This window comes from Rhodococcus erythropolis NBRC 15567, assembly GCF_001552595.1.
Taxonomy (GTDB): Bacteria; Actinomycetota; Actinomycetes; order Mycobacteriales; family Mycobacteriaceae; genus Rhodococcus_F; species Rhodococcus_F erythropolis.
On the sequence record NZ_BCRM01000034.1, the window covers coordinates 50,714 to 71,411 of the forward strand.

General features: G+C 61.6%; 9 protein-coding genes. 2 read left to right on the top strand and 7 right to left on the bottom strand.

Annotation, left to right across the window (positions count from 1 at the left end; translation table 11 throughout):
• Nucleotides 1-19: 19 nt before the first annotated feature.
• Both RE4_RS27620 and RE4_RS27625 read right to left on the bottom strand, forming a co-directional pair.
• The gene (locus tag RE4_RS27620; RefSeq protein ID WP_081098442.1) at nt 20-679 is read right to left on the bottom strand and encodes a thioesterase domain-containing protein; all 660 of its coding nucleotides are present in this window, start codon (nt 677-679) and stop codon (nt 20-22) included.
• On the bottom strand, nt 591-12,038 hold the full coding sequence (locus RE4_RS27625; RefSeq protein ID WP_238076834.1) for a non-ribosomal peptide synthetase: 11,448 nt from the start codon (nt 12,036-12,038) through the stop codon (nt 591-593). Before RE4_RS27625 ends, RE4_RS27620 begins: the two co-directional genes overlap by 89 nt.
• Before the next feature lie 192 nt (nt 12,039-12,230).
• Here RE4_RS27625 and RE4_RS27630 point away from each other — a divergent pair, with 192 nt between their 5' ends.
• Together RE4_RS27630 and RE4_RS27635 are read left to right on the top strand one after the other, a co-directional pair.
• Nucleotides 12,231-14,090, top strand: coding sequence for a DUF4012 domain-containing protein (locus RE4_RS27630; RefSeq protein ID WP_060939728.1), 1,860 nt, complete (start codon nt 12,231-12,233; stop codon nt 14,088-14,090).
• A 182-nt stretch (nt 14,091-14,272) separates the two neighbouring features.
• Nucleotides 14,273-15,304: an iron-siderophore ABC transporter substrate-binding protein gene (locus RE4_RS27635; RefSeq protein WP_060939729.1), complete on the top strand. Its 1,032-nt coding sequence runs from the start codon at nt 14,273-14,275 to the stop codon at nt 15,302-15,304.
• A gap of 36 nt (nt 15,305-15,340) precedes the next feature.
• Here the strand turns inward: RE4_RS27635 and RE4_RS27640 are convergent, their stop codons facing one another.
• The 5 genes from RE4_RS27640 to RE4_RS27665 all read right to left on the bottom strand — a co-directional run.
• The gene (locus RE4_RS27640) at nt 15,341-15,844 is read right to left on the bottom strand and encodes a GbsR/MarR family transcriptional regulator (protein WP_020908019.1); all 504 of its coding nucleotides are present in this window, start codon (nt 15,842-15,844) and stop codon (nt 15,341-15,343) included.
• Between the two features lie 574 nt (nt 15,845-16,418).
• Nucleotides 16,419-17,672 (bottom strand): hypothetical protein, encoded by a 1,254-nt coding sequence (locus RE4_RS27650; protein WP_060939730.1) that lies wholly within the window; start codon nt 17,670-17,672, stop codon nt 16,419-16,421.
• Between the two features lie 34 nt (nt 17,673-17,706).
• Nucleotides 17,707-19,731, bottom strand: a complete 2,025-nt coding sequence (locus RE4_RS27655; RefSeq protein WP_081098443.1) for an ArnT family glycosyltransferase — start codon at nt 19,729-19,731, stop codon at nt 17,707-17,709.
• 93 nt (nt 19,732-19,824) lie between these two features.
• Nucleotides 19,825-20,337, bottom strand: a complete 513-nt coding sequence (locus RE4_RS27660) for a GNAT family N-acetyltransferase (RefSeq protein ID WP_060939731.1) — start codon at nt 20,335-20,337, stop codon at nt 19,825-19,827.
• A gap of 123 nt (nt 20,338-20,460) precedes the next feature.
• Nucleotides 20,461-20,698, bottom strand: a 238-nt coding sequence (locus RE4_RS27665; protein ID WP_162267915.1) for an HNH endonuclease signature motif containing protein, incomplete at its 5' end; no start/stop codon positions are given.

A 20,698-nucleotide genomic window follows, 5' to 3' on the forward strand; every position in this document is an offset into this window, starting at 1 on the left:
AAGTCCCGGCACCGCAGATCTACTGCACCCCAGCATGATTGCTCTCCCCCGCCTCGGATTCGACGCCTTGAGGATTGTCGACGAGGACTTTCGCAACACTCGCCAAAGCCTCCATGCTCGACATTTCCGCGTGAGAGCAGTCGACCAAGTACGGCCGCAGCGGCCCCACCAGTTGGGACCATTTTTCGACCAGGTGACGATGTTCAGGCAGATCATGCTGCGCCACAAACAATTCCACTGAGCCGGAATAGCGCCGCGGCGTGTGGTCCCGAACGATTCGCGACAGTTTTTCAACCCGCCCCACCACGGATTCGAGAACCGTATCGGAAAGGAAATCCATACCGGTCTGCCTTCGGATCTCTGCCGCAACGTCTACGAAAGTCAATGCTGCAGTTTCAGTTTCAACCTCAGCTAGTCCGATCTGTGCAAACAGTTCGGAAGGTTTCGGAGCCGCTTGTACCGATGGCATCATCTCCGGCAACAGCGCGTCGAGCATGACAACCGAACCGACCAGATCGCCCGTCTCTTCGAGTTGGCTCGCCATCTCGAGCGCGATCGTTCCACCGGCCGACCAACCCAGTAGATGGTATTCACCCGACGGCTGCACATTCCGTACGGCATCGACATACCCCGATGCCAACTCCGCTCCATGCACGCGCGGTGGAAGGTGAGAGCACATCGCCACCGACTGCCACCACCTCCAACGAGTCGAACCGCTCCGGAGCCATGGTGTCGAGTACGGCCGGAGTGGACAACATGTGAGTGACACCGCGTTCTGCGACGAATTCTTCGAGTGCTCTTCCGCCGAAAGCCTCCCGAGGAGCGACCGCCAAGGTAGCCCCGGCGCCGATCGCCAACATCATCTCGAGAATCGCCGCATCGAACGTCGGTTTGTAGCCGTGCAGCACAACCGAGTCCGAAGTCACGCCGTACTTCCGGATTGCGTCGTCGGTAAGAAGGCCCAGTCCTCGGTGGGTGACTGCAACGCCTTTCGGTTCACCAGTCGACCCGGACGTGTGAACGACGTACGCGACTGAATCCGGATACTGCCGACCGGGAACGGGGCTGCGGTCGGAGAGCACTGTGCGCAGTTGCTTCAGCCGTGCCGGCGGCAGGTCGGGGTCGATCGGCACGAATGCCGCGCCCGTTTTCGAGATCGCCAACATTCGGACCAGGTACGCGATCGTCCGTACCGCCGGAATCTCGTACACGGCACCCGGTCCTGCGCCCCGAGCCACCAGTTCCCAGGCTTGGGCATCCGAGGCAGAGTCGAGTTCGGCATACGTCACCGTGCGCTGCCCGTCGTCGAGAGCAATGTTGTCAGGGAATCGCGCCGCTGTGGCGGCGAAGATCTGGGTCAGCGTCCGGGACGAATCGACCTCGACAGCAGTCCAACTGGGCGCCGCGCCCACCGCGAGATCCGAAACGAGTACTGGCACATCCTCGGCCATCGAGGTGAGCACTCTCGACAGTTGTCTAGTAACCGCGTCGGCGCTCGAAGGATCGAACGCGCTCGCGGCATAGATGAGCGCTCCGGTCAATGATCCGTCGACAGCGGGTGCGAGCGAGACGTGCATGGGGAACTTCGTTGTCGCGGTGTCGATTTCGCGAGCCTCAATCGTGAGACCGGCCACCTCCACGGCAGGGATCGCGAAGTTCTGCAGACCCAGCGCAATCTGGGGAGTTCGTCCGCCGAGCAGCTCACCAACCAATTCGGCAGGAACAGAGCTGTTTTCGAATGCTGCCACATCAGCATCGAAAGCTGCACCCAACAGAAGGTCGATCGGCACGTCCCCGTCGATCCGAAGGCGAAGAGGCACCGTATCCACGAACATGCCGACCACGCCGTCGAGTTCAGGCGTACGCCGTCCGTCGACAGCTGTCGCGATCACGACATCGGAATTTCCACTCAGCTTGGCAAGCACCACGGACAACGCCGCATGAACCACCGCAAACAGCGAGACCTTCGATCGATCGGCTCGCGCCTGCAGTGCCGAGGTGATGACGGCTGGAATCACGAAGTTCACTCGCTGCGCTACGGAATCCGGCCCGCCATCAGAATGATCCACCGTCAGCGGCGACACAGATGTCACGCCGTCGAGCGTTCGGCGCCAGAACTCCTCGACGACAGGGGAAACGTCACGTGCTGCCTCCCACGCGGCAAAATCCCCGTACTGGATCGGCAGCGGAGACCATTGCGGATCCAGTCCAACTCGTCGCTTGCCGTAAGCGGTCAGCAGGTCGCCGACCACCGTTCGCATCGACACCCCGTCGACTGCGATGTGATGAAAGCTCACTGCCAGAACGTGCCTGACCGGTGACACCTGGAGCAGCATCCAGCGCACCGGTAGGTCTGCCGCTACATCGAAACCGCGCGAGCCGAACTCTCGCAGCAGCACCTCGACCTCGATGTCGGCGACCAGTCGCGTTTCCATTGTCAGGGAGGTCGGAGGATCCACGACCTGAACCGGTGGAGTGCCCGGATACCGGGTTCTGAGGACGTCATGACGGCCGACAAGATCCGTCGCTGCGTGACGCAGCGCGGGCACGTCGAGTTCACCGTCGATCTCGATGCAGATCGGCAGGTTGTACGCACCGCTCGACGTGTTCCGCTGGTTCAGTACCCACATCGCACGCTGGTTCCGTGACAGAGGTGCGGGCGTTGGGTCGCGGCGCGGTTCCAGTCTGACAACATCGGTCGCCGGGCCACTCTGCTCGAGCGAATCGATCCGGGCCGCCAACGCCGCAACTGTTGGATGCTCGAATACGGTCCGGAGCGGAACAACCAGCCCAAGGGAACTACTCAAGAGCGAGGTAACCTCCGCGGCCGACAGCGAGTTGCCGCCGAGGGAGAAGAAGTCTGCGTCGCAGTCGTCCTCATTCCCGCCGAGCACCGAAGTAAAAGCTTCGGCAACAAGGCGTTCTGTGGCGGTGGCCGGCCCCTGTGCACGGGAAACATCCAGTGTCGGCGCGGGGAGACGGGCGAAGTCGACCTTGCCGTTCCGCATCGGAAGCTCACCCTCGATTTCGACGATGACATGCGGAACCATGTACGTCGGAAGGACTTCTGCGACAGCGGCGCGAAGTTGACCCGTGTCAACTCTTTCGGCATCCGAGCTTCGCACGTAGGCGACCAACAGAGGACTTCCACCCTGGGCCGACCGAACCCCGGCGACGCAGAAATCGACGTTCGCGACAGACTGAATGACTGCCTCGATCTCACCCGGTTCGATCCGGACACCGTTGACCTTCACCTGCACGTCGGTTCGCCCGAGATAATGCAGGCTGTACATATTGCCTTCAGATTTGGGGCTTTCCGGCTTCCATATCACCAGATCGCCGGTCCGGTACATCCGGGCTCCTGAACTGGTTGCCACGAATCGTTCCGCGGTTCGGGCCGGTTGGCCGGCGTAACCGCGCGCGAGCATTCGACCGGAGAGATACAGTTCGCCGGCGACTCCCGGCGGCACCGGTTCGAGTCGATCATCGAGCACGACGGCGTCGACCCCGGCCAGTGGATACCCGACGGATCCGTCGTGAGTGTCAGCTGACAGGTGTTCGATCGACAGTGGTTCGGTAGCAAGCGAATACATCGCGGACTCGGCAGGTCCGTATCCGTTGATCACTCTGCGTCCGGCTTGCCAGCGCTTCGCCAACGCACCGCCGAGTCGCTCGCCCCCGAACATCACCGTTGCAAGGTCCGGCAGCGACGGATCGCCGATCGAGGCGACGACAGTAGGTGTGGCGCACAGATGAGTAATTCGCTCGCGCCTCAGTGCTGATGCAAGTCCCGAGCCGAACAGTTGGTCGTCCTTCGCCAGAACGAGCGTCGCCCCGGACGCACTCGCGATGAGCACCTCGAGCAACGTCATATCGAACCCTGGCGCTCCGCGATGGAATACGCGCGAACCTGGACCAGCCGAGAATCGGCCGGGCAGGTCCTGGGCGATCACACCGAGCCCGCCGTTGGTCACCACCACGGCCTTCGGGGTTCCAGTCGTTCCTGACGTGAAAACTACGTAGGCCGCGAGGTTCTCGGAATGACGTCGGGCCCAGTCTGCGTCCTGCTCACCACCGGCGTCGAGGCCGCAGACCGCGCCGTCGCCCAGTGCTTCGAGGACATCGCGTACTCGCGCCTGCGGCTGTTCCGGGTCCACCAATGCCGGAGCTGCACCGACCTTCGCGATCGCCCACAATCGTACGATCGACGCTATGGACCGATCGGCAGTCCAGGCAACGACGTGGTCCACTCCGACTCCCCCGGAACGCAACTCGTCGGCTGCGACGTCCGACTGTGCATCGAGGTCTCGGTAAGTGAGTGTGTTGCCCTCAGCTTCGACCGCCACGGCATCCGGAGCGAATTCGACGCCGTATCGCAGCGTCGAGGCAAGCGTCGTACCGGAACACCGAGATGCATCGGGCCGGTCGACCGCGCCGTGTGCGGGGACGAGAAGAGCTCGCTCCGCACTCGTCAACAGGTCGATTCGCCCTACCTCGACATTGGGGTCGACAGACACTTGATTCAGGAGGTGCTCGAACCGACCCGCAAAGCTCGATACCGTCAGATCATCGAATAGATCAGCGTTGTACACGAATTCGAGACCGAGACCGCCCCCGATCCCCTCGTCTGTCACGTTGAGCTGCAGATCGAAATTTGCTTGCCTGACATCGGGCGAGATCTGAGTGACGGACAACCCCGGTATGGACCACGCGGCGGAATGAGTTGTCTGGAACGAGAGCGCCACCTGGAACAACGGATGTCGCGAACGCGATCGCGGTGGGTCGATCAGGTCAACCAGCGATTCGAAGGGCATCTCTGCGTGCGCGAACGCCGCTACGTCGCGCTGACGAACCTGCTCGACCAACCGGCCGAACGACTTCGACGGATCGACTTCGGTCCGAAGAACAATCGTGCCGGCAAACATGCCGACCAGCTCGTCGAGTTCAGGTGTGACGCGTCCGGACACAACAGTGCCGACAGCTACGTCATTGCTGCCGTTGTACCTCGCCAGCAGCGCCGCGAGTGCAGCGTGGACAACCATGAACATGGTTCCGTTGTTCGATCGTGCGAGTGCTTGAAGGCCCGTCCGTACCGAACCCCAGATCTCTACCCGGCAACTCGACGCGCGGGCGGACGTCGAACGCGGACGGTCCAGGGGTAGCGTCACCTGCTCGGGAAGGCCTTCGAGAGCCTGCTTCCAGTAGCTGGATACCGTCTCGGGAATCCCCGATTCCCTTTGCCATGCGCTGTAATCGGAGTATTCGAGCGCGAGCGGCGACCACGTCGGAGCTTGCTGCGCCGAGCGAGCGATGTACGCCGCCGTGAAGTCACGTACCAACAATTCGAGCGATCGAGCATCGGCGGCAATGTGATGGATAACAACAGCCAGGATGTACTCGTCAGGCGAAAGCTGGAGAAGTGCCGCACGTACGGGCGGATCCACGGTGACATCGAAGCCCGAACCCACCAGTTCTGCAACACGATTCTCGGCGTCGTCGCCGTCGAGTGCCTCGAGCTGAAACAGCGGAAGCGCATCCTCGGCGTCGAGCACCGTCTGAACCGGACGCTCGCCGACAACCGGGTATACGGTCCGCAGAGTGCGATGGCGATCGATCAGGTCGCGAATTACCAGTTCGGCTGCAGCTACGTCCAATTCACCCGTCAGGCGTAACACGATCGGGATGTTGTAGCCGGAGGACTCTGTATCCAACTGATTCAGAATCCACATTCGGTGTTGGGGAGCCGACAGTTGCACCTCCGCAGTGCCTGGGCGAGGTACCAAAGACAGACGAGGTACCAAAGACAACGGAGACGCTTGCCCCGTGCCGATTCGGGCGGCAGCGATGCCGGCGAGCTGATCGACGAATGGGTGCTCGAACACATCGCGGACGTCGAGGTTGCAGCCCAAAGCGGAGTTCAGGCGCGACGAAAGACGGGTGGCGATCAAGGAATTGGCCCCTTGATCGAAGAGGTTCCGGACCGGATCTATATGCGGAACTTCCATCAAATCGCTCAGAATGGCTGCAACTGTCTGAGCGAAGAAGTCTCGCGACTGCCGAGACGGCTGCACTTGCGACGTCGGGTCCGGCAGTGATGCTCGGTCGATCTTGCCGTTGATCGTGACCGGCAATGACGCAAGCGGCATCAAAGCCGACGGGACCATATGTGCGGGCAACAACGAACGAGCAGTCCGCAACACACCGTCGAGGTCGTGTCCGTTCTCAGGGGTGATGTAACCGACCAAAGTCGGCCCACTGTCGAGTTCTCTCACCACCACCGTGGCCTGCTCCACCGACGTGTGAGCCAACAGCGCGGATTCGACCTCGCCCGGTTCGACGCGGTAACCGCGCAGGGCCATCTGGCCGTCGGCGCGGCGAACATATTCGAGTCGACCGGCTCGCCAACGGACCAGATCGCCGCTGCGGTACATCCGCGATCCTTCGAATCCGGGTTCAGACACAAATCGGGAAGACGTCATCCCTGGTTGACCCAAGTAGCCTTCGGCCACCTGCGGACCGGCAACGTACAGTTCGCCGACAGATCCCGGCGGGACGGGCTTCAACGACGCGTCGAGCACGTAGCTGCGAAACCCTGGTAGTGGGGACCCGATCGGCGAGACAGTCTCGTTACCGGAGACGAGATCGAAATTGGTTACATGGACCGTGGTTTCGGTGATTCCGAACATATTGACACCCCGCACGTCCGGGTGCCGATCGAACCAACCCTGCACGCGCCCGACGTCGAGGCGATCGCCGCCGAAAACAATCGTCCGGAGCGGAAGCAGCATTTCCGGCGTAACTTCCGCCAACGCATAGAAGGCGGCCGGGGTCTGATTCAGAACGGTGACTTTCTCCCGCACAATCAGATCCGCGAATCTTTCGGGAGAGCGCGCGACGTCACCGTCCACCATCACCAGGGATCCGCCAGTGGTCAACGCACCCCACATCTCCCAGACCGAGAAGTCGAATGAGTGCGAATGAAACATCGACCACACGTCTTCGTCGCCGAAGTCGAAGATCTCGCGAGTCGAGGCCAGCAGTGCCAACACGTTGTCCTGAGTCACCACCACACCTTTGGGCGCTCCGGTCGATCCGGACGTGTAGATCACGTAGGCGGCGGCCTCCGACTGCGGAACAGGCCAACCGCCCGTCGCGTCAGCCGTCTCGTTCACGAGGATGACAGCTTGCTCGTACCCAACGAACCGCCCAGCTGATTCGTCCGTCGACAAAATCGCTTTCGGGCCTGCATCGGCAAGTATGTAGTGGATGCGAGCGTCGGGATACTGCAAGTCGATCGGGACGTACGCAGCGCCCGCGCGAACGACGGCGATGATGGCTACGACGAGGTCGACCGATCGAGGCAGGGCGACCGCCACGCGATCCCCGACTCCAATTCCTCGATCGATCAATACGGCGGCAAGGCCCTCCGAACGAACTCGCACCTCTTCATAGGTGACGCGAGTATCGCCACTCGACACCGCGATTGCATTCGGATGCCGGGCTGCGACGGCCCCGAAGAGGTCGGGCAGCGACTGCGCGACAATCGAAGGCCCCGGCACCCAAGCCAGCAATTCTTCGCGCTCCGCAACGCTGAGAACATCGATGTCGCGCAGCATGATTGACGAGTTCTCGGTAATCGAGTCACATACTCGACGCAGTCGCTCGACCCAGCTCTGCACGGTGCCCGCATCGAACAGATCGGCGGGATATCGGAAAGTGCCGCGAATACCGCTTGCGTCGCCGTCAATCGTACGATCTTCGCGCACAGTCACTTCGAGGTCGAAACGAGGGTGCGCGGGAGGTAGCGGAGTGCCGTGGGCCGTCAAAGTTCCCACCGCGAGCTCGGAATCCGGTGCTACCGGATCGACAGCGAGAACCACTCTGAGGAAGGAACTCTTGTCGCCTGCGGCCCCACCGACCGCGCGGTCTACCACCCAGTCGAACGGGACGTCGGCATTGGACAAAGCTGCCACGTCAGCCTCGCGTACCCGACTCAAGAACTCACCGAAGGTGTCTCCGCCGCGAAGGAGCGTTCGCAGCGCCACGGTCCCGACGAACATACCGACGGCGCCGTCGAACGAAGGGTGTGTTCGGCCGGACGTCGGGGTTCCGATGACCACATCGGACGCACCGGTGATCTTGCTCAGCGCAATCGCAAGGCAGGCGTGCAACACCATGAAGGTTGTGCAGTGATGCGCTCGAGCGATCTCGTTGAGCGCCGCGTGGACGGGCGAGGGCAATTCGAAAGTCACGTCCCGAGCGGACGACGGTTGGTCCGGCCGGCGGGATCTGTCCACGGGAAGCTCAAGAGTCGGATCAACGCCGGCGAGTGCGTCGGACCAGAATTCCAGCTGGCGACCTGCCAAGCTCTGTGGATCTGATGGATCACCGAGAACGGTTCTGTGCCAAGCGGAATAGTCACGGTAGTCGAGCGCGGGCGAAGGCCAGATCGGCGACCGTCCGTCGGCGCGAGCGTCGTACGCGGAGATCAGGTCAGAAACAATCGTGGCGAACGAAAGGCCGTCCAAGGCTATGTGATGCGCAACTACGGTCAAGCGGTGGTCGGCATCGCTGCCGGAGGTGAGGATCAAACGAAGCGGCGCATCGGTCTCCAGGTCGAAACCTGCCGCAACCAAATCCGCTGACGCAGCCTCGTAATCCTCGGACGGAACCTTGATCAGAGTCACCGGAGTCGCGGTCGCAACCTGGATCGGCCACGTGTCGTGATTCTGTTCGAACGAGAACACGGTACGCAAGACGAGATGGCGATCGGTCAGGTCGGCTACCGCCGCCCTCATCGCCTCTGTATCCAGTGCGCCACTGAACGCGACCTCGAACGCGATGTTGTACGCCGACGACTGGGGATCGCGACGGTTGAGCAGCCATAGACGTTGTTGCGCCGGAGCAATTTCGACGGTGACCTCGTCCGAAATGCGCTCGGGCTCCACCACCCATTCCGCCCGGTCCTCACGAATCTTCTGGGCCAGACGCGCCGGAGTCGGGGCGCCGAACACGTCCCTGACACCAACTCGTCTACCGAGTGCAGAACTCACGCGCGCTGCAACATACACGGCGTCGAGGGAACTACCGCCCCAGGCGAACAAGTCGGAGTGCGGTCCGAGAACTCCGACGCCCAGGACCTCGGCCATCACCGAGGCAATCAATTCCTCGTCGTACTCGATCGGACGGTGCACGGTCGAGTGCTGCTCGGCGACCGCGGACCATGTCGGTTCAGGAAGCGCTGAACGGTCCGTCTTTCCATGGCTCGTGACGGGCAACGCTGCCAGAATCGTCACCGAACCCGGAAGCATGGAACGTGGAAGTAGTGAAGCCAGATGTTCGCGGACCGCCTTCTGACTCATTAGATGAGCAGTGCCGTCCTCACCTTCGGCCGCAGTCACGTACGCCGCAAGCGACCCGGATCGCTCGACCACCGCTGCTTGCGCAACACCGGGAGTCGACAGGAGCACAGCCTCGATCTCGCCCAGTTCGACGCGTACTCCACGGATCTTGACTTGTTGATCAGAGCGGCCCAAGAACTCGAGCTGACCGGCATCGTTCCATCGCACGACGTCCCCGGTGCGGTACATGCGCTCGCCGGCACCAGTGGCACCAAAGGGCGCCGCTACGAAACGCTCCGAGGTCAGCGTCGGGGAAAGGTACCCGCGCGCCAGTCCTGGTCCCATCACGTACAGCTCACCCACGGTGCCGACCGGAGTCGGACGCAACCACGAATCCAACACCACAGCGGCAACGCCGTCGATCGGACGCCCGATCGGAGTATCACCGCCAGGCTCGAGTGGCTCGCTCATGAATGCCGCGACGGTCGCTTCACTGGGTCCGTACGAATTAACGATGTCGACATGACTCGACCACACATCCACGAGCGCCACCGGCGGTCGCTCGCCGCCGACGTTCAACACTCGAAGATCCGGCAGTTTCCGAGGATCCATCGTCAGCGGAACCGACGGTGTCGAGATCAGGTGCGTGACACCCTCGAGCCGCAGATAGTCTTCGAGGTCCACTCCGCCGATCAATCCGGGAGGAACGATCACGGCGGTCGCGCCGCAGCCGTGAGCAAGCAGAATCTCGAGGATCGCCACGTCGAACGAGGTAGCTGCCAGGAGCGCGACGCGGGAGGAACTATCGATGTTCAGTCGCCTGGCGTGAGAACGCAGCAACGGTGAGATACCTCGGTGCGTGACCGCGACGCCCTTCGGCCGTCCGGTCGACCCCGACGTGTAGACCACGTAGGCGGTGTCGTCCAGGGACACGTCGCCTGAAGACGAACCGGTCCCCGCGCCTCGATCGATCGGCCCATCGACGGTCTCGTCTTCCCTGGGGTCGACGACGCAGACCCAAGCCGGCACGTTCACGAGTTCGCCGCCGACCACAACGGACACGTCGGCGTCGTCGAGGATGAAAGCGACACGCTCGGAGGGTGTTTGAGGATCCACGAAAAGAAGAGCAGCACCAGCCCGCACTACTGCATGAAATGCAACTACGGAATCGGTCGAGCGCTCGGTGAGGATCCCGACGACGTCACCTCGTTCGACGCCGTTCTCCACGAGCAAGGCGCACAGTGCATCCGCGCGAGCGCCGAGCTGGTCGTAAGTGACGTCCACACCTTGCTCGCGGATCGCGACGGCGCTCCCCTGCCCTGCGCCGCCTCTGACGACCGAATCGAGCGTCGCGAATCCGTCCGTCCGCGGACCTAACGCGGGGACCAGATCCTTCGCTTCGTCCGTCGAGAGGATGCGGAGGTCACCGAGCGCACGGGTAGCCGAGTCGAGGAATCCCTCGAGAAACCGAACGAACTGACGATGATGCATCGCCAGGTCACGTTCGCTGTAGAGGCGTGGATTGGCTTCGAAGGACAGGCGAACGTTCTCCCCCGCGATCGACGGATAAATGCTGAAGAACAGATCTTCGGTGGGTCCGGATGTGAGGACGTGAAATTCGCCGACGACGTCGCCGAGCCGAATGGCTTCGTGAAACATCATGACGTTCACGGCCGGGCCCGCCGCCTCACGGGATCCGCCCTGACCCTCCTGGAAGCCCATGTCCTCGTAGCGGAATCGCTGGTGGCGTAGTGCACCGGTCATCTGAACCGAGATCTGACGCACCAGTTCTTGTGGCGACAGATCCCGTTCGAGTTGCGCACGAACAGGCACGATGTTGGACAGCATCCCACCTGAACGTTTCGACGTCGCCGTGGTGCGGCCGGACACCGGCAAGCTGAGGACTACGTCATCGGAATCAGTCATGCGGCCGAGATAGGACGCGAATGCACCGACGAGGACCGCCACCTCGGACGTAGTCCACTCGGTCGCGACATCCGAAAGCTGTTTTGCAAGAGTTGGATTCAGTGTCCGCACCATCATGCGCTGCGGCATGGACGTCAGGCCGGCGCCGTCGGCGAGGCGAACCGGGCGGGGCAGGCCTTCGGACATCTCCGTCCAGTACTGCTTGTCCGATCGATACCGCGACGAGGATCGGTAGTCGACGTCGAGGTCATGCAGTGCACGTACCCCGAGACCACCGAAAGGAGTCAGCGTCTTGCCATGAACCAGATGCGAATAGCGCTCGGCCACCCGCGCGGTGAGTGTCATCGCCGCATGTCCGTCGAGCACGAGATGATGGGCGTGCGAGTACCAGAAATAGTGATCATCTGCCAGATGAAGCAAAGTCGCCGAGATCAGGCGGTCAGACATCACGTCAAGTGGCCGTGAGTATTCCGCAGTCATCCACTCGTTCGCGCGTTGAACCGGGTCGTCGTCACTGCGTAAGTCGAGGTATGCGAGATCGTCGACGATCGAGTGATCGACAATCTGCGCCGGCTCGGCATCAGTGGCGACGAGGCGAACGAACGGCGACTCCAATTCATGACATGCCGTGTTCGTTGCCTCGATCAGAGCGTCGACGTCAACCGGTCCTCGTAGCTCCACGTACTGAGCCACCACGAACGGAGTTGACGGACTCAGTTGCTGCGCAAACCACAGCGCGAGCTGAGCCCGAGACAACGGAAAAGCACTCAACCCGTCACCTCACATTTCACCAGCCTTGTTTTTCACGAACATTCGATGGCTGATCACGTGAATCCATGGGAGCGAACACCACGAACGGCCGAACCGAACCCTACTGTCTCGTCTAAGTTTTCACCACTGGGCCAACACTGCTAGACATGTCGACGCAGCTTTCACGCACTCAAACGTCAGGAGCTTCAGCGGATGAACAACGACACGGTGGGACCAAAGTCCGACGACGATTCCGGGGCTGAACCGAGCGGCTCCAACACCATCCCACCGAGGGGCCCGGAGCGCGAACCGAAGAGGACGGTCACACTGCCGGGAGGCCGTCGAACTGCACTCGCAATCACGGGAACGGCACTGGTGGTGGGCGGTTTCGTGGCCTGGCTCGGGTACACGGCATACGAGGCGAAAGACAACCTTGAAGCATCTCGCGGCCATGCACAATCGGCGAAGAGTGCACTTCTGGCCGGGGATACCGGGGTCGCAGAGTCCGCCGCGGCGGAAGCCGATCGAAATGCATCCGCAGCGTACGACAACACCCATTCACTCCCCTGGAACATCGCCGCCGCAATTCCGGTCATCGGGTCGCCCTTCGACACGACGCGTCAGATGACCGAGGTCGTTCAGGGACTCACGCGTGACGTTCTCGGTCCCGCTGTCACTGTCGGAACTTCACTCGCACCAACGGAATTGGTCCAGCCTGGTGGACGCTTGGCACTCGCACCGTTACGCGAAGCGGAACCGAAATTGGCCGAAACAGCTATCGCCGCGGAATTGCTGTCGTCGCAGGCACAGGAAGTTCGCGAATCGAAGTACCTGGGCCGAGTTAACGATGCAAGAGCAGAATTGCAGTCGCAGACAAGCGAACTGGCTACCCTCCTGACGAACACCGCCACCGCGGCGCGCATCGCACCCGCGATGCTCGGCACCGACGGACCGCGCAATTACTTCATCGGCTTCCAGACCAATGCCGAAGCCCGCGGGACCGGCGGCCTGTTGGGTGGATACGGCATCGTCCGAGTCGACAACGGCGCCGCTCGGGTGGACACGCTCTCCCCCAACTCCGAACTAACACTGGACAATCAACCGATAGACCTTGGTCCTGACTTCAACCAGCTGTACGGAAACAGTCGCCCGACCACCGATTCTCGCAACAGCAACCTCAGCTCGCACTTTCCCTACGCAGCGCAGATCTGGCAGTCCCTGTGGTCACAGGAGTCCGGGGGTGAGATGGTCGACGGTGCGATAGCGACCGATCCGATCGCCCTGAGTTACATCCTCGAAGCGGTGGGACCGATCAAGATGCCCGACGGAGAGTCGGTCACCGCCGACAACGTCGTGGAACTGACCGAGTCGACTGCGTACGCTCGCTTCCCTTCCGACAACAAGGCACGAAAGCAGTATCTGCAGACAATCGCAGCTCGTGTCGTGGAGAAGATGACCGGGAACATCAAGTCGCCGAGCGCACTGCTGGAAGCTCTGGGCAAGGGCGTCAGCGAGGGCAGAATCGCCGTGTGGAGCTCTCACCCCGACGAACAATCGGTTCTCGCCGACACCGTCCTCGGGCACACCATTCCCGATGATGCCGCTCCGTACGCCGGTGTGGTGATCAACAACCAAGCCGGCAACAAGCTCGACTACTACCTCACACGAGAAATCGACTACACAGCCCAGACGTGCACCGGCGACACCCGAAAGACAACGGTCACCGTTCGACTGACAAACAACGCGCCCGACGCCGACCTGACCGAATATGTCAGCGGGATCGTCGACAACCCCGGACGACTACCCAAGGGCACCAACGTGGCTGCAGTCACACTACTGGCAACGACCGGCGCCAAACTCGACGCAGTCTCCGTGGGCGGGCAGATTTCGTTTGCCGTCAACGGAACCGAACAGGGCCACCCGGCATTCATGACAAGGGCCGTCATTCCGCGAGGGCAGACCGTTGAGCTGAAGTTCGATCTGACCGAGCCAACAGCCGAGGGCGAAGCTCGTGTCCCTGTCCAGCCGCTGGTCGACGAGCCGAAGATCACGGTCGACGTGCCTACCTGCTGAGCCTGACCGGCAAACGTCGACGGATCCCCCTGTCGTGTCGGCGTTTGCCGTCGCGTGAACTTTCAAGAGATTTGAAACTTTGGCAAAGGCTAGCCTATGCTTCCTGACGCGCCTGGAACCGGCCGTCGGCTGCGATCCGTCGGAGTCTCACTCCTCGGCGCATCGACAACGGAAGGTTCCCCATGCGATACGCCCGTGTGCGCTCACTTCGCCGAACTGTGGCCCTGAGCGGATTGGTCATTGCCGCCCTGGCAATCGGCGGATGCAGTAACAACGACACCGCAACCGAATCGAGCAGCAGCGACTTCGAAACCGTCACCATCGAAAGTGCGCTCGGAAACGCCGTCATCACCGAAAAGCCCGAGCGAATCGTGACTCTCGGTATGGGGTCGGCGGAGACCGTGATCGCGCTCGGCACGATCCCCGTCGGCGTCGAAAAGTACGCATGGGGCAGCGACGACACCGGATATCTGCCGTGGGTGCACGAAGCGGTCACGAAGCAGGGTGGCGAACTGCCAGAGCAGTTCACCGGCGGCACCGACCTCAACATCGAAGCGATCATCGCTCTCGAGCCCGACCTGATCCTCGCCCCCTGGTCCGGCATCACCCAGCAGCAGTTCGACTCTCTGAACGCGTTCGCGCCGACCGTCGCCTACGCCGAAAGCCCGTGGACCATCACGTGGGAAGAGCAAATCAACGTCATCGGCAAAGCCATGGGCGAATCCGAGAAGGCGACAGCCGAAATCGACAAGATCAAGTCGCAGTTCGCGGAATCGACTGCAGCACTTCCGAACTACGCCGACGTCAGCTTCTCCTTCATCTACAACACGGGTCCAGGAACCCTCGGCGTCTTTTTCGCCGAAGAGCAGCGCGTGGCCATGGTCCGCGCACTCGGCTTGCAGGTGGATCCCGTCGTATACACCTTGACGGAATCTGAAGGAACAGACTCCGCCGTCATCGGCCTCGAGAACGCAAACCTCCTCGACAAGTCCGACCTACTCTTCACCTTCTACTCGGACCCGGCCAATCGGGCCGAGATCGAAGCGCAGCCCGCCTACCAGGCCATCCCCGCTGTGACTCGGGGAACTGTCATCGCTCCGACCGAGCAGCCCTTCGTCACTGGTTCCTCGATGATCAACCCGCTGACCGTGCCCTGGTCGCTCGCGCGCTACGTGCCGATGATCGACGAGTCAATCGCAAAGCTGAACAAGTGATGTAGATCAGCATCGCGCGATCGAGAAGCCCGCGTCCTATTCGGATGCGGGCTTCTTGCCGTCGCGTTGGGCTTTGAATCGCATCCACTCGCTACTCAACATTCGATTGTCGATGATCCACCCCATGTAATCGCGCATGTTGAGGACACGAATGTAGGCGGGGCCGTTGGGATTTGCGTACTGCAGTGCTTCAGTCGCGAGTTTGCGTTGATTCTCGAGATACACGTGCTCTGTTTCGAGGAATCCGCCCCACACGTCGGAATCCATGACGTAGTAGTGAGTCCGATCCCGAGGCTTGCGCGTGAGCTTGACGAACCCCCGGTCGATCAACCGGCGAATGTAAGTCGACACCGATCCGCGACTGGCGCCCAGTGCCTGCGCCAACTCTTCGGCACTGACCCCTGGCGACTCGCTGATCAACAAATAGCCCGCAATGCGTCCCTCGATGCGAGCTCCACCACCGGACTGCCAGTACACGGAGAACTGGTCAATGAACCACGTGGAGAAGTCGTCACCGCGAGCAGGGCTGGCATCGCCCATTCGTTGAGCCTCCGACGTCACTCGACAACAAGAACATTGACTTCCGATTCTGCCAGCTGATGCCTACACCCACGCATTCCGCGTCGCCGCAGGGTCGCCCGAGAAGTCGTGCGCTGTGAAGTCGGCACACGTCACCGTCGTCGCCGACCCATTCGGCTCGCGGACTTGGACGACCATCGAGCTCACCGAATCACCAAGAGGCGAAGCCTGAATGGCCCGGGCGGTCAACGAAGCCGAGTCGCGCGGGTCGGTATCCACGACGCACAGATCGAGGCGGACATTTCGCGATTCACTATCAAACGATCCGCCGCCGACTGTCAATCCAGTAGGTAACTCGGATGCTCGTGAGCGCAGTGCGTCAGCCAATGCCGCCTCCACAATGGGGGCTCCTGGGCACTCTGAACCTGCAGAAAGACCACCGGATGGTGTCGCCCGCGAGGGTGACGATTGCTCCAGATCGACTGTGCACCCCACGAGTCCGATCGAGGAAGCCATGCCTACTACGCAAATCAACAGACGCCACCGACCAATTTCCCCTGTCATTCGCGACACGGTAACCGAGACGCGTCCACTACTACCGCGAAATCAACAATCCTGGAGTCGTTGCGATGAACTCGAGCTGTTCGATCGTCAAAGGCGACGCCGATGTGGAGCCAGCCGATGTCACGAACTGGGTCACCACTACTGTTTCGCCGGAGGGGTGAACAACCCGGACCGTGTCATCGCCCGAGCCATCGGGATCGACCAGGCGAGTCACCGTGGTGGCGTTGGGCAACGTCAGGATCGCGCCTGGTTCCGGGACGGCCGTACCAATCGATAATTCGACATCACCGCGGCCGTCCGATGTCGAGACGACGATTCGTTCGCACGCCCCTCCCCGTCCGTAGTCATCCGGAACCAGCGAACCGAGCGGGCGTTCCAAAGTGACCTCTTCCGCGCCGAGATCCTTCCAACGTGCATCGAGCAACTGATTCAGTCGGTCGATATCCATGCGCGTCGCAGGTGGACCGGCATTCATGGAATCGGTGTAGCAGGATGCCATCGGTGGCGGCGTCGAGTCTGGGACCGGCTCAGTCACAGCGAGCCCGGGCGCTGTCGCGACCGCGATCAGTTCGTCCATCGTCAAAAGCGGACCACTATCCGTCGAAGTGTCGGTCGACGTGTCGACGCTGGCAACAACCCGGGATCCATCACCGAGATACGCGACGACTCCGCGCTCGGCCCCGACTTCCGAACCGTCTTTGTCTTCGAAATCTGCTCTGTCCTCGAAATCGGCGATGTCGAGCACTGTTCCGTTTTCGAGATACTCCCGCCGATCCACCAGCCCCTCCAGGCACGGTGGCACCGGCTGATCCCATGCACGAACCTGAACCGAGATATCCGCAGTCCGCCCGACGCGAGTCAAGGTTCCCTTCGCCGACGTCGAACCGCTGAACTCGATCGGGTCGACCCCGTCGGGAAACGAAACGCCCCGGTAATTCTGGATCGGCGCAAACTCGAGCGATTTCGATGGACTCGCAAATGCAACGTCGACATCGGAAGGCAACGATTCGAGTAGTGCGTCGCTCATGGCGGTGGCCTTCGGTCCCGAGAACCATGGATAGTCCGGGTCGTCATAACCGGGCTCACCGGTAAAACCGTAGTTGATGCGCACCGGCGGACCTGGCGATTCCACCGACTCGCAGCCGGGAATCGACGTGCCCGTGCCCTCGTTCGTCACCGCTGCGACAACAGTTCCCAATGCGACGATCGAGACGATCACCAGCCCGTCGCGCCAGGTCCATTGCTCGCGGCGACGGTTCGACTCGTGTGCGGTGCGCCCAGACATTTCTCGATCATTGCCTACGACAACAACTACGTCGCTATCCGACATACCCGCTGAGGTCGTAGATCGTGGAATTTCCCACCGTTGTCGACGAGAAATTCGCTTCGACCCATTCCTGAATAGCGCTCGACGTACTCTCCCCGCCTTGGCTAGCTCTCGGGCTTCCGCCCTGGCCACTGGCGATGTAGTAGTGGACCTCGCCGTCTGCCACGTACTCGATGAACTGGTCCAGCGTCGGTGCGGGATCAGAACTCCAACCGCCGATCGCCATCACCGCAGTATCGCTGGCCAACTCGTAGGTTGCTGCGCTTTGCGAGCCGTTGGTCGCGGCCGACCACGTGGTGCCCGCATTGACCAACATTGCCATCAACTCGGAAGTACTTTCGCTACCACTGCTTGTTCCTGGCCCACTCGTTGTTCCTGGCCCACTCGCCATCGGATTTCTGCTGGCGTCATCAGAGTTCGGCAGAGCCCCACCGTCTCCCTGCCCTTGGCCCCCACTCATGCCTCCTCCCCCGCCCATGCCGGAGTCGGACACGGCGCCGGTTGGTCCTGCCGTCGGGATGGACCCACCATGCGCTGTTGCGGCAGTGGCAATCGCGTAAGACGCCGAACCGGTTATCCCTGCCAACGAACCGATGATCAATCCAGCGACAGCGAGCTTGCGAAATCGACCCTTGGCTTCCACCAGAACCAGGATCGCGCCGACGACAGTGCCCGCCAACAGAATCCACTTCAGCATCGGCAGCCATTCGACATTGCGGTGCAACAACACCCAGCTCCAAATTCCTGCGGCCAGCATCATCGCTGCCAAGCCGCAGCGTCCGATCCAGCGGGCACGCACCAACCACAGGGCGTATCCACCGACGCCGATCATCCCCGCAACAGCAGGCGCCAGCGCAACTGTGTAATAGGGGTGGATCGTTCCGGACATGTAGCTGAAGATCAGGCCGGTAGCGAGAAACCAACCACCCCACAGGATCAACGACGCACGGAGAAGATCTGTGCGCGGTGCACGCCCACGGGCGAGGAGTCCGAACACCAACGCGATCAGTGCCGCAGGAATCAGCCAGGAAATCTGGATACCCATCTCGCTGCCGAACAGCCGATCGAGTCCGGCACTTCCCCCAAAGCTGGAACCTGCACTGCCACCGGCCATTCCACTACTACCACCGGACATTCCGCCACCGGTGTTCCCGAAAAGTCGACCCAATCCGTTGTATCCCAGTACCAAGTCCATGACGCTGTTGTTGATCGATCCGCCGATGTACGGGCGAGAATCAGCGGGCCACAGCCACACTGCCAACACCCACCACCCAGCCGATATGACAACGGACGCAGCACCGATCACCAGGTGGAACAGGCGAGTCCGCAAGCGCACCTGTCCGGCAATCAAATACGCGGCACCAAATGCAGGCAACACCATCAGCCCTTGCAACATCTTGGTGAGAAAAGCGAAGCCCAGCGCGACTCCTGCGAGCGCCACCCACATTGCGGCTCGTCGACCCACCGCCGTGCACATGGCGCGAATCACGAAGTAGCCGGCGAGAGTCATGAGCAGGACAAGCAATGCATCGGGATTGTCGAACTTGAACATCAGGGCGGCAGCGGGCGTAGCTGCCAACACAGCTCCCGCCACAAGACCCGCAGCCGGGGTCGCCACTCGTTTGACGGCCGCATACACGAGCGCAACCGATCCGACCCCCATCAACGCCTGCGGAACAAGAAGGCTGGCACTCGAAAATCCGAAGATTCGTCCGGACAGACCCATGACCCACAATGAAGCGGGCGGTTTGTCGACAGTGATGAAATTCGAGGTATCGAGGGAGCCGAAGAACCACGCTTTCCAATTCTGGGAGCCGGCCTGCGCCGCCGCAGCGTAGAAGGTGTTGGCGTAGCCACTCGCGGTCAGATTCCACAAATACAAGACCGCCGTTGCTGCCAACAGGATCGTCAGCGCCAATCCTGTACCGCGAGTGCGGAACCACGACGGCGAGGGCTCGGCTCGATGGGCAGTTGGTGCCGGCCGCTGAGGCGGGGCCGGATGCAGAACGGCGGTCATCAGGAAGTCCCTTCACGAGTTACTGTCCTGCCAACGATCGCGCGTTCAACCCCGGCGGCACTGGGAGCCGGCTGGAAAGTTGCTGTGAATGAATCAGGCCAGGGAGCGCTCGAACAGCACGACGCTGAACCAACCGTTGTAGACAACATCTCCGAAGTCACGACGCCCTACCTCGGCGAAACCCGCGTCTCGGTAATAGCGGCGCAACCGCACGTTCGTTTCGACACAATCGAGCCGCAAGTACTGCGCGCCCTCCTCCGCGGACCGTCGATGGGCCCAGACGAGTAAGCGTTCGCCCAACGAGGTGCCCGAGAATTCTCGATCGATAACCAATCCGTGCACGTAGCCGGCAGGCTCGTTCGAATCGGGCCAGACCACGGGGTCTGACCAGATCAACCGCAGGGCGCCGACAATCCTTGACTGCGCCCGGTCTCGCGCAACAAAGAACTCCCCTCTCGAAATCTGCTCCCCGACCTGCTCGACAGACACTTCACGTGGGCGCCACTGGATGATTCCGCGTTCTGCCAACCAGTCTTCTGCCGCGTGCCGCAGCGCCAGAATCTCCGGCCCATCGCTCTCGACCGCTTGCACAACGTCCACAACCATATGACCTCCCCCATATCTGCAGCCGTTCACAACACCACGGCCTCCAGGCCCCAACCCGGATGTATCTACGAGTTGAAGCCTATCGACGTGAAGTTGTGTATCTGAACGGGTCTCACCACTCAGTCAGGTTTTGAATGTGGTGTTCGCCGATCGCGGGTGCTGCTGCGGGTCGATCGAGGGCGGCGGGATGAACCACGGTTTGTTGTCGACGCCGATGCGGATCACCCATTTCCCGACGAATCCGGACTTGCGGTGCATCAGCCGGTGATGTGAACGGCACAGCAGGACAAGGTTGTTCATCACCGTCGGGCCGCCGTTGGCCCAGTGCCGGATGTGGTGCGCATCGGTCCACGCGGGCACG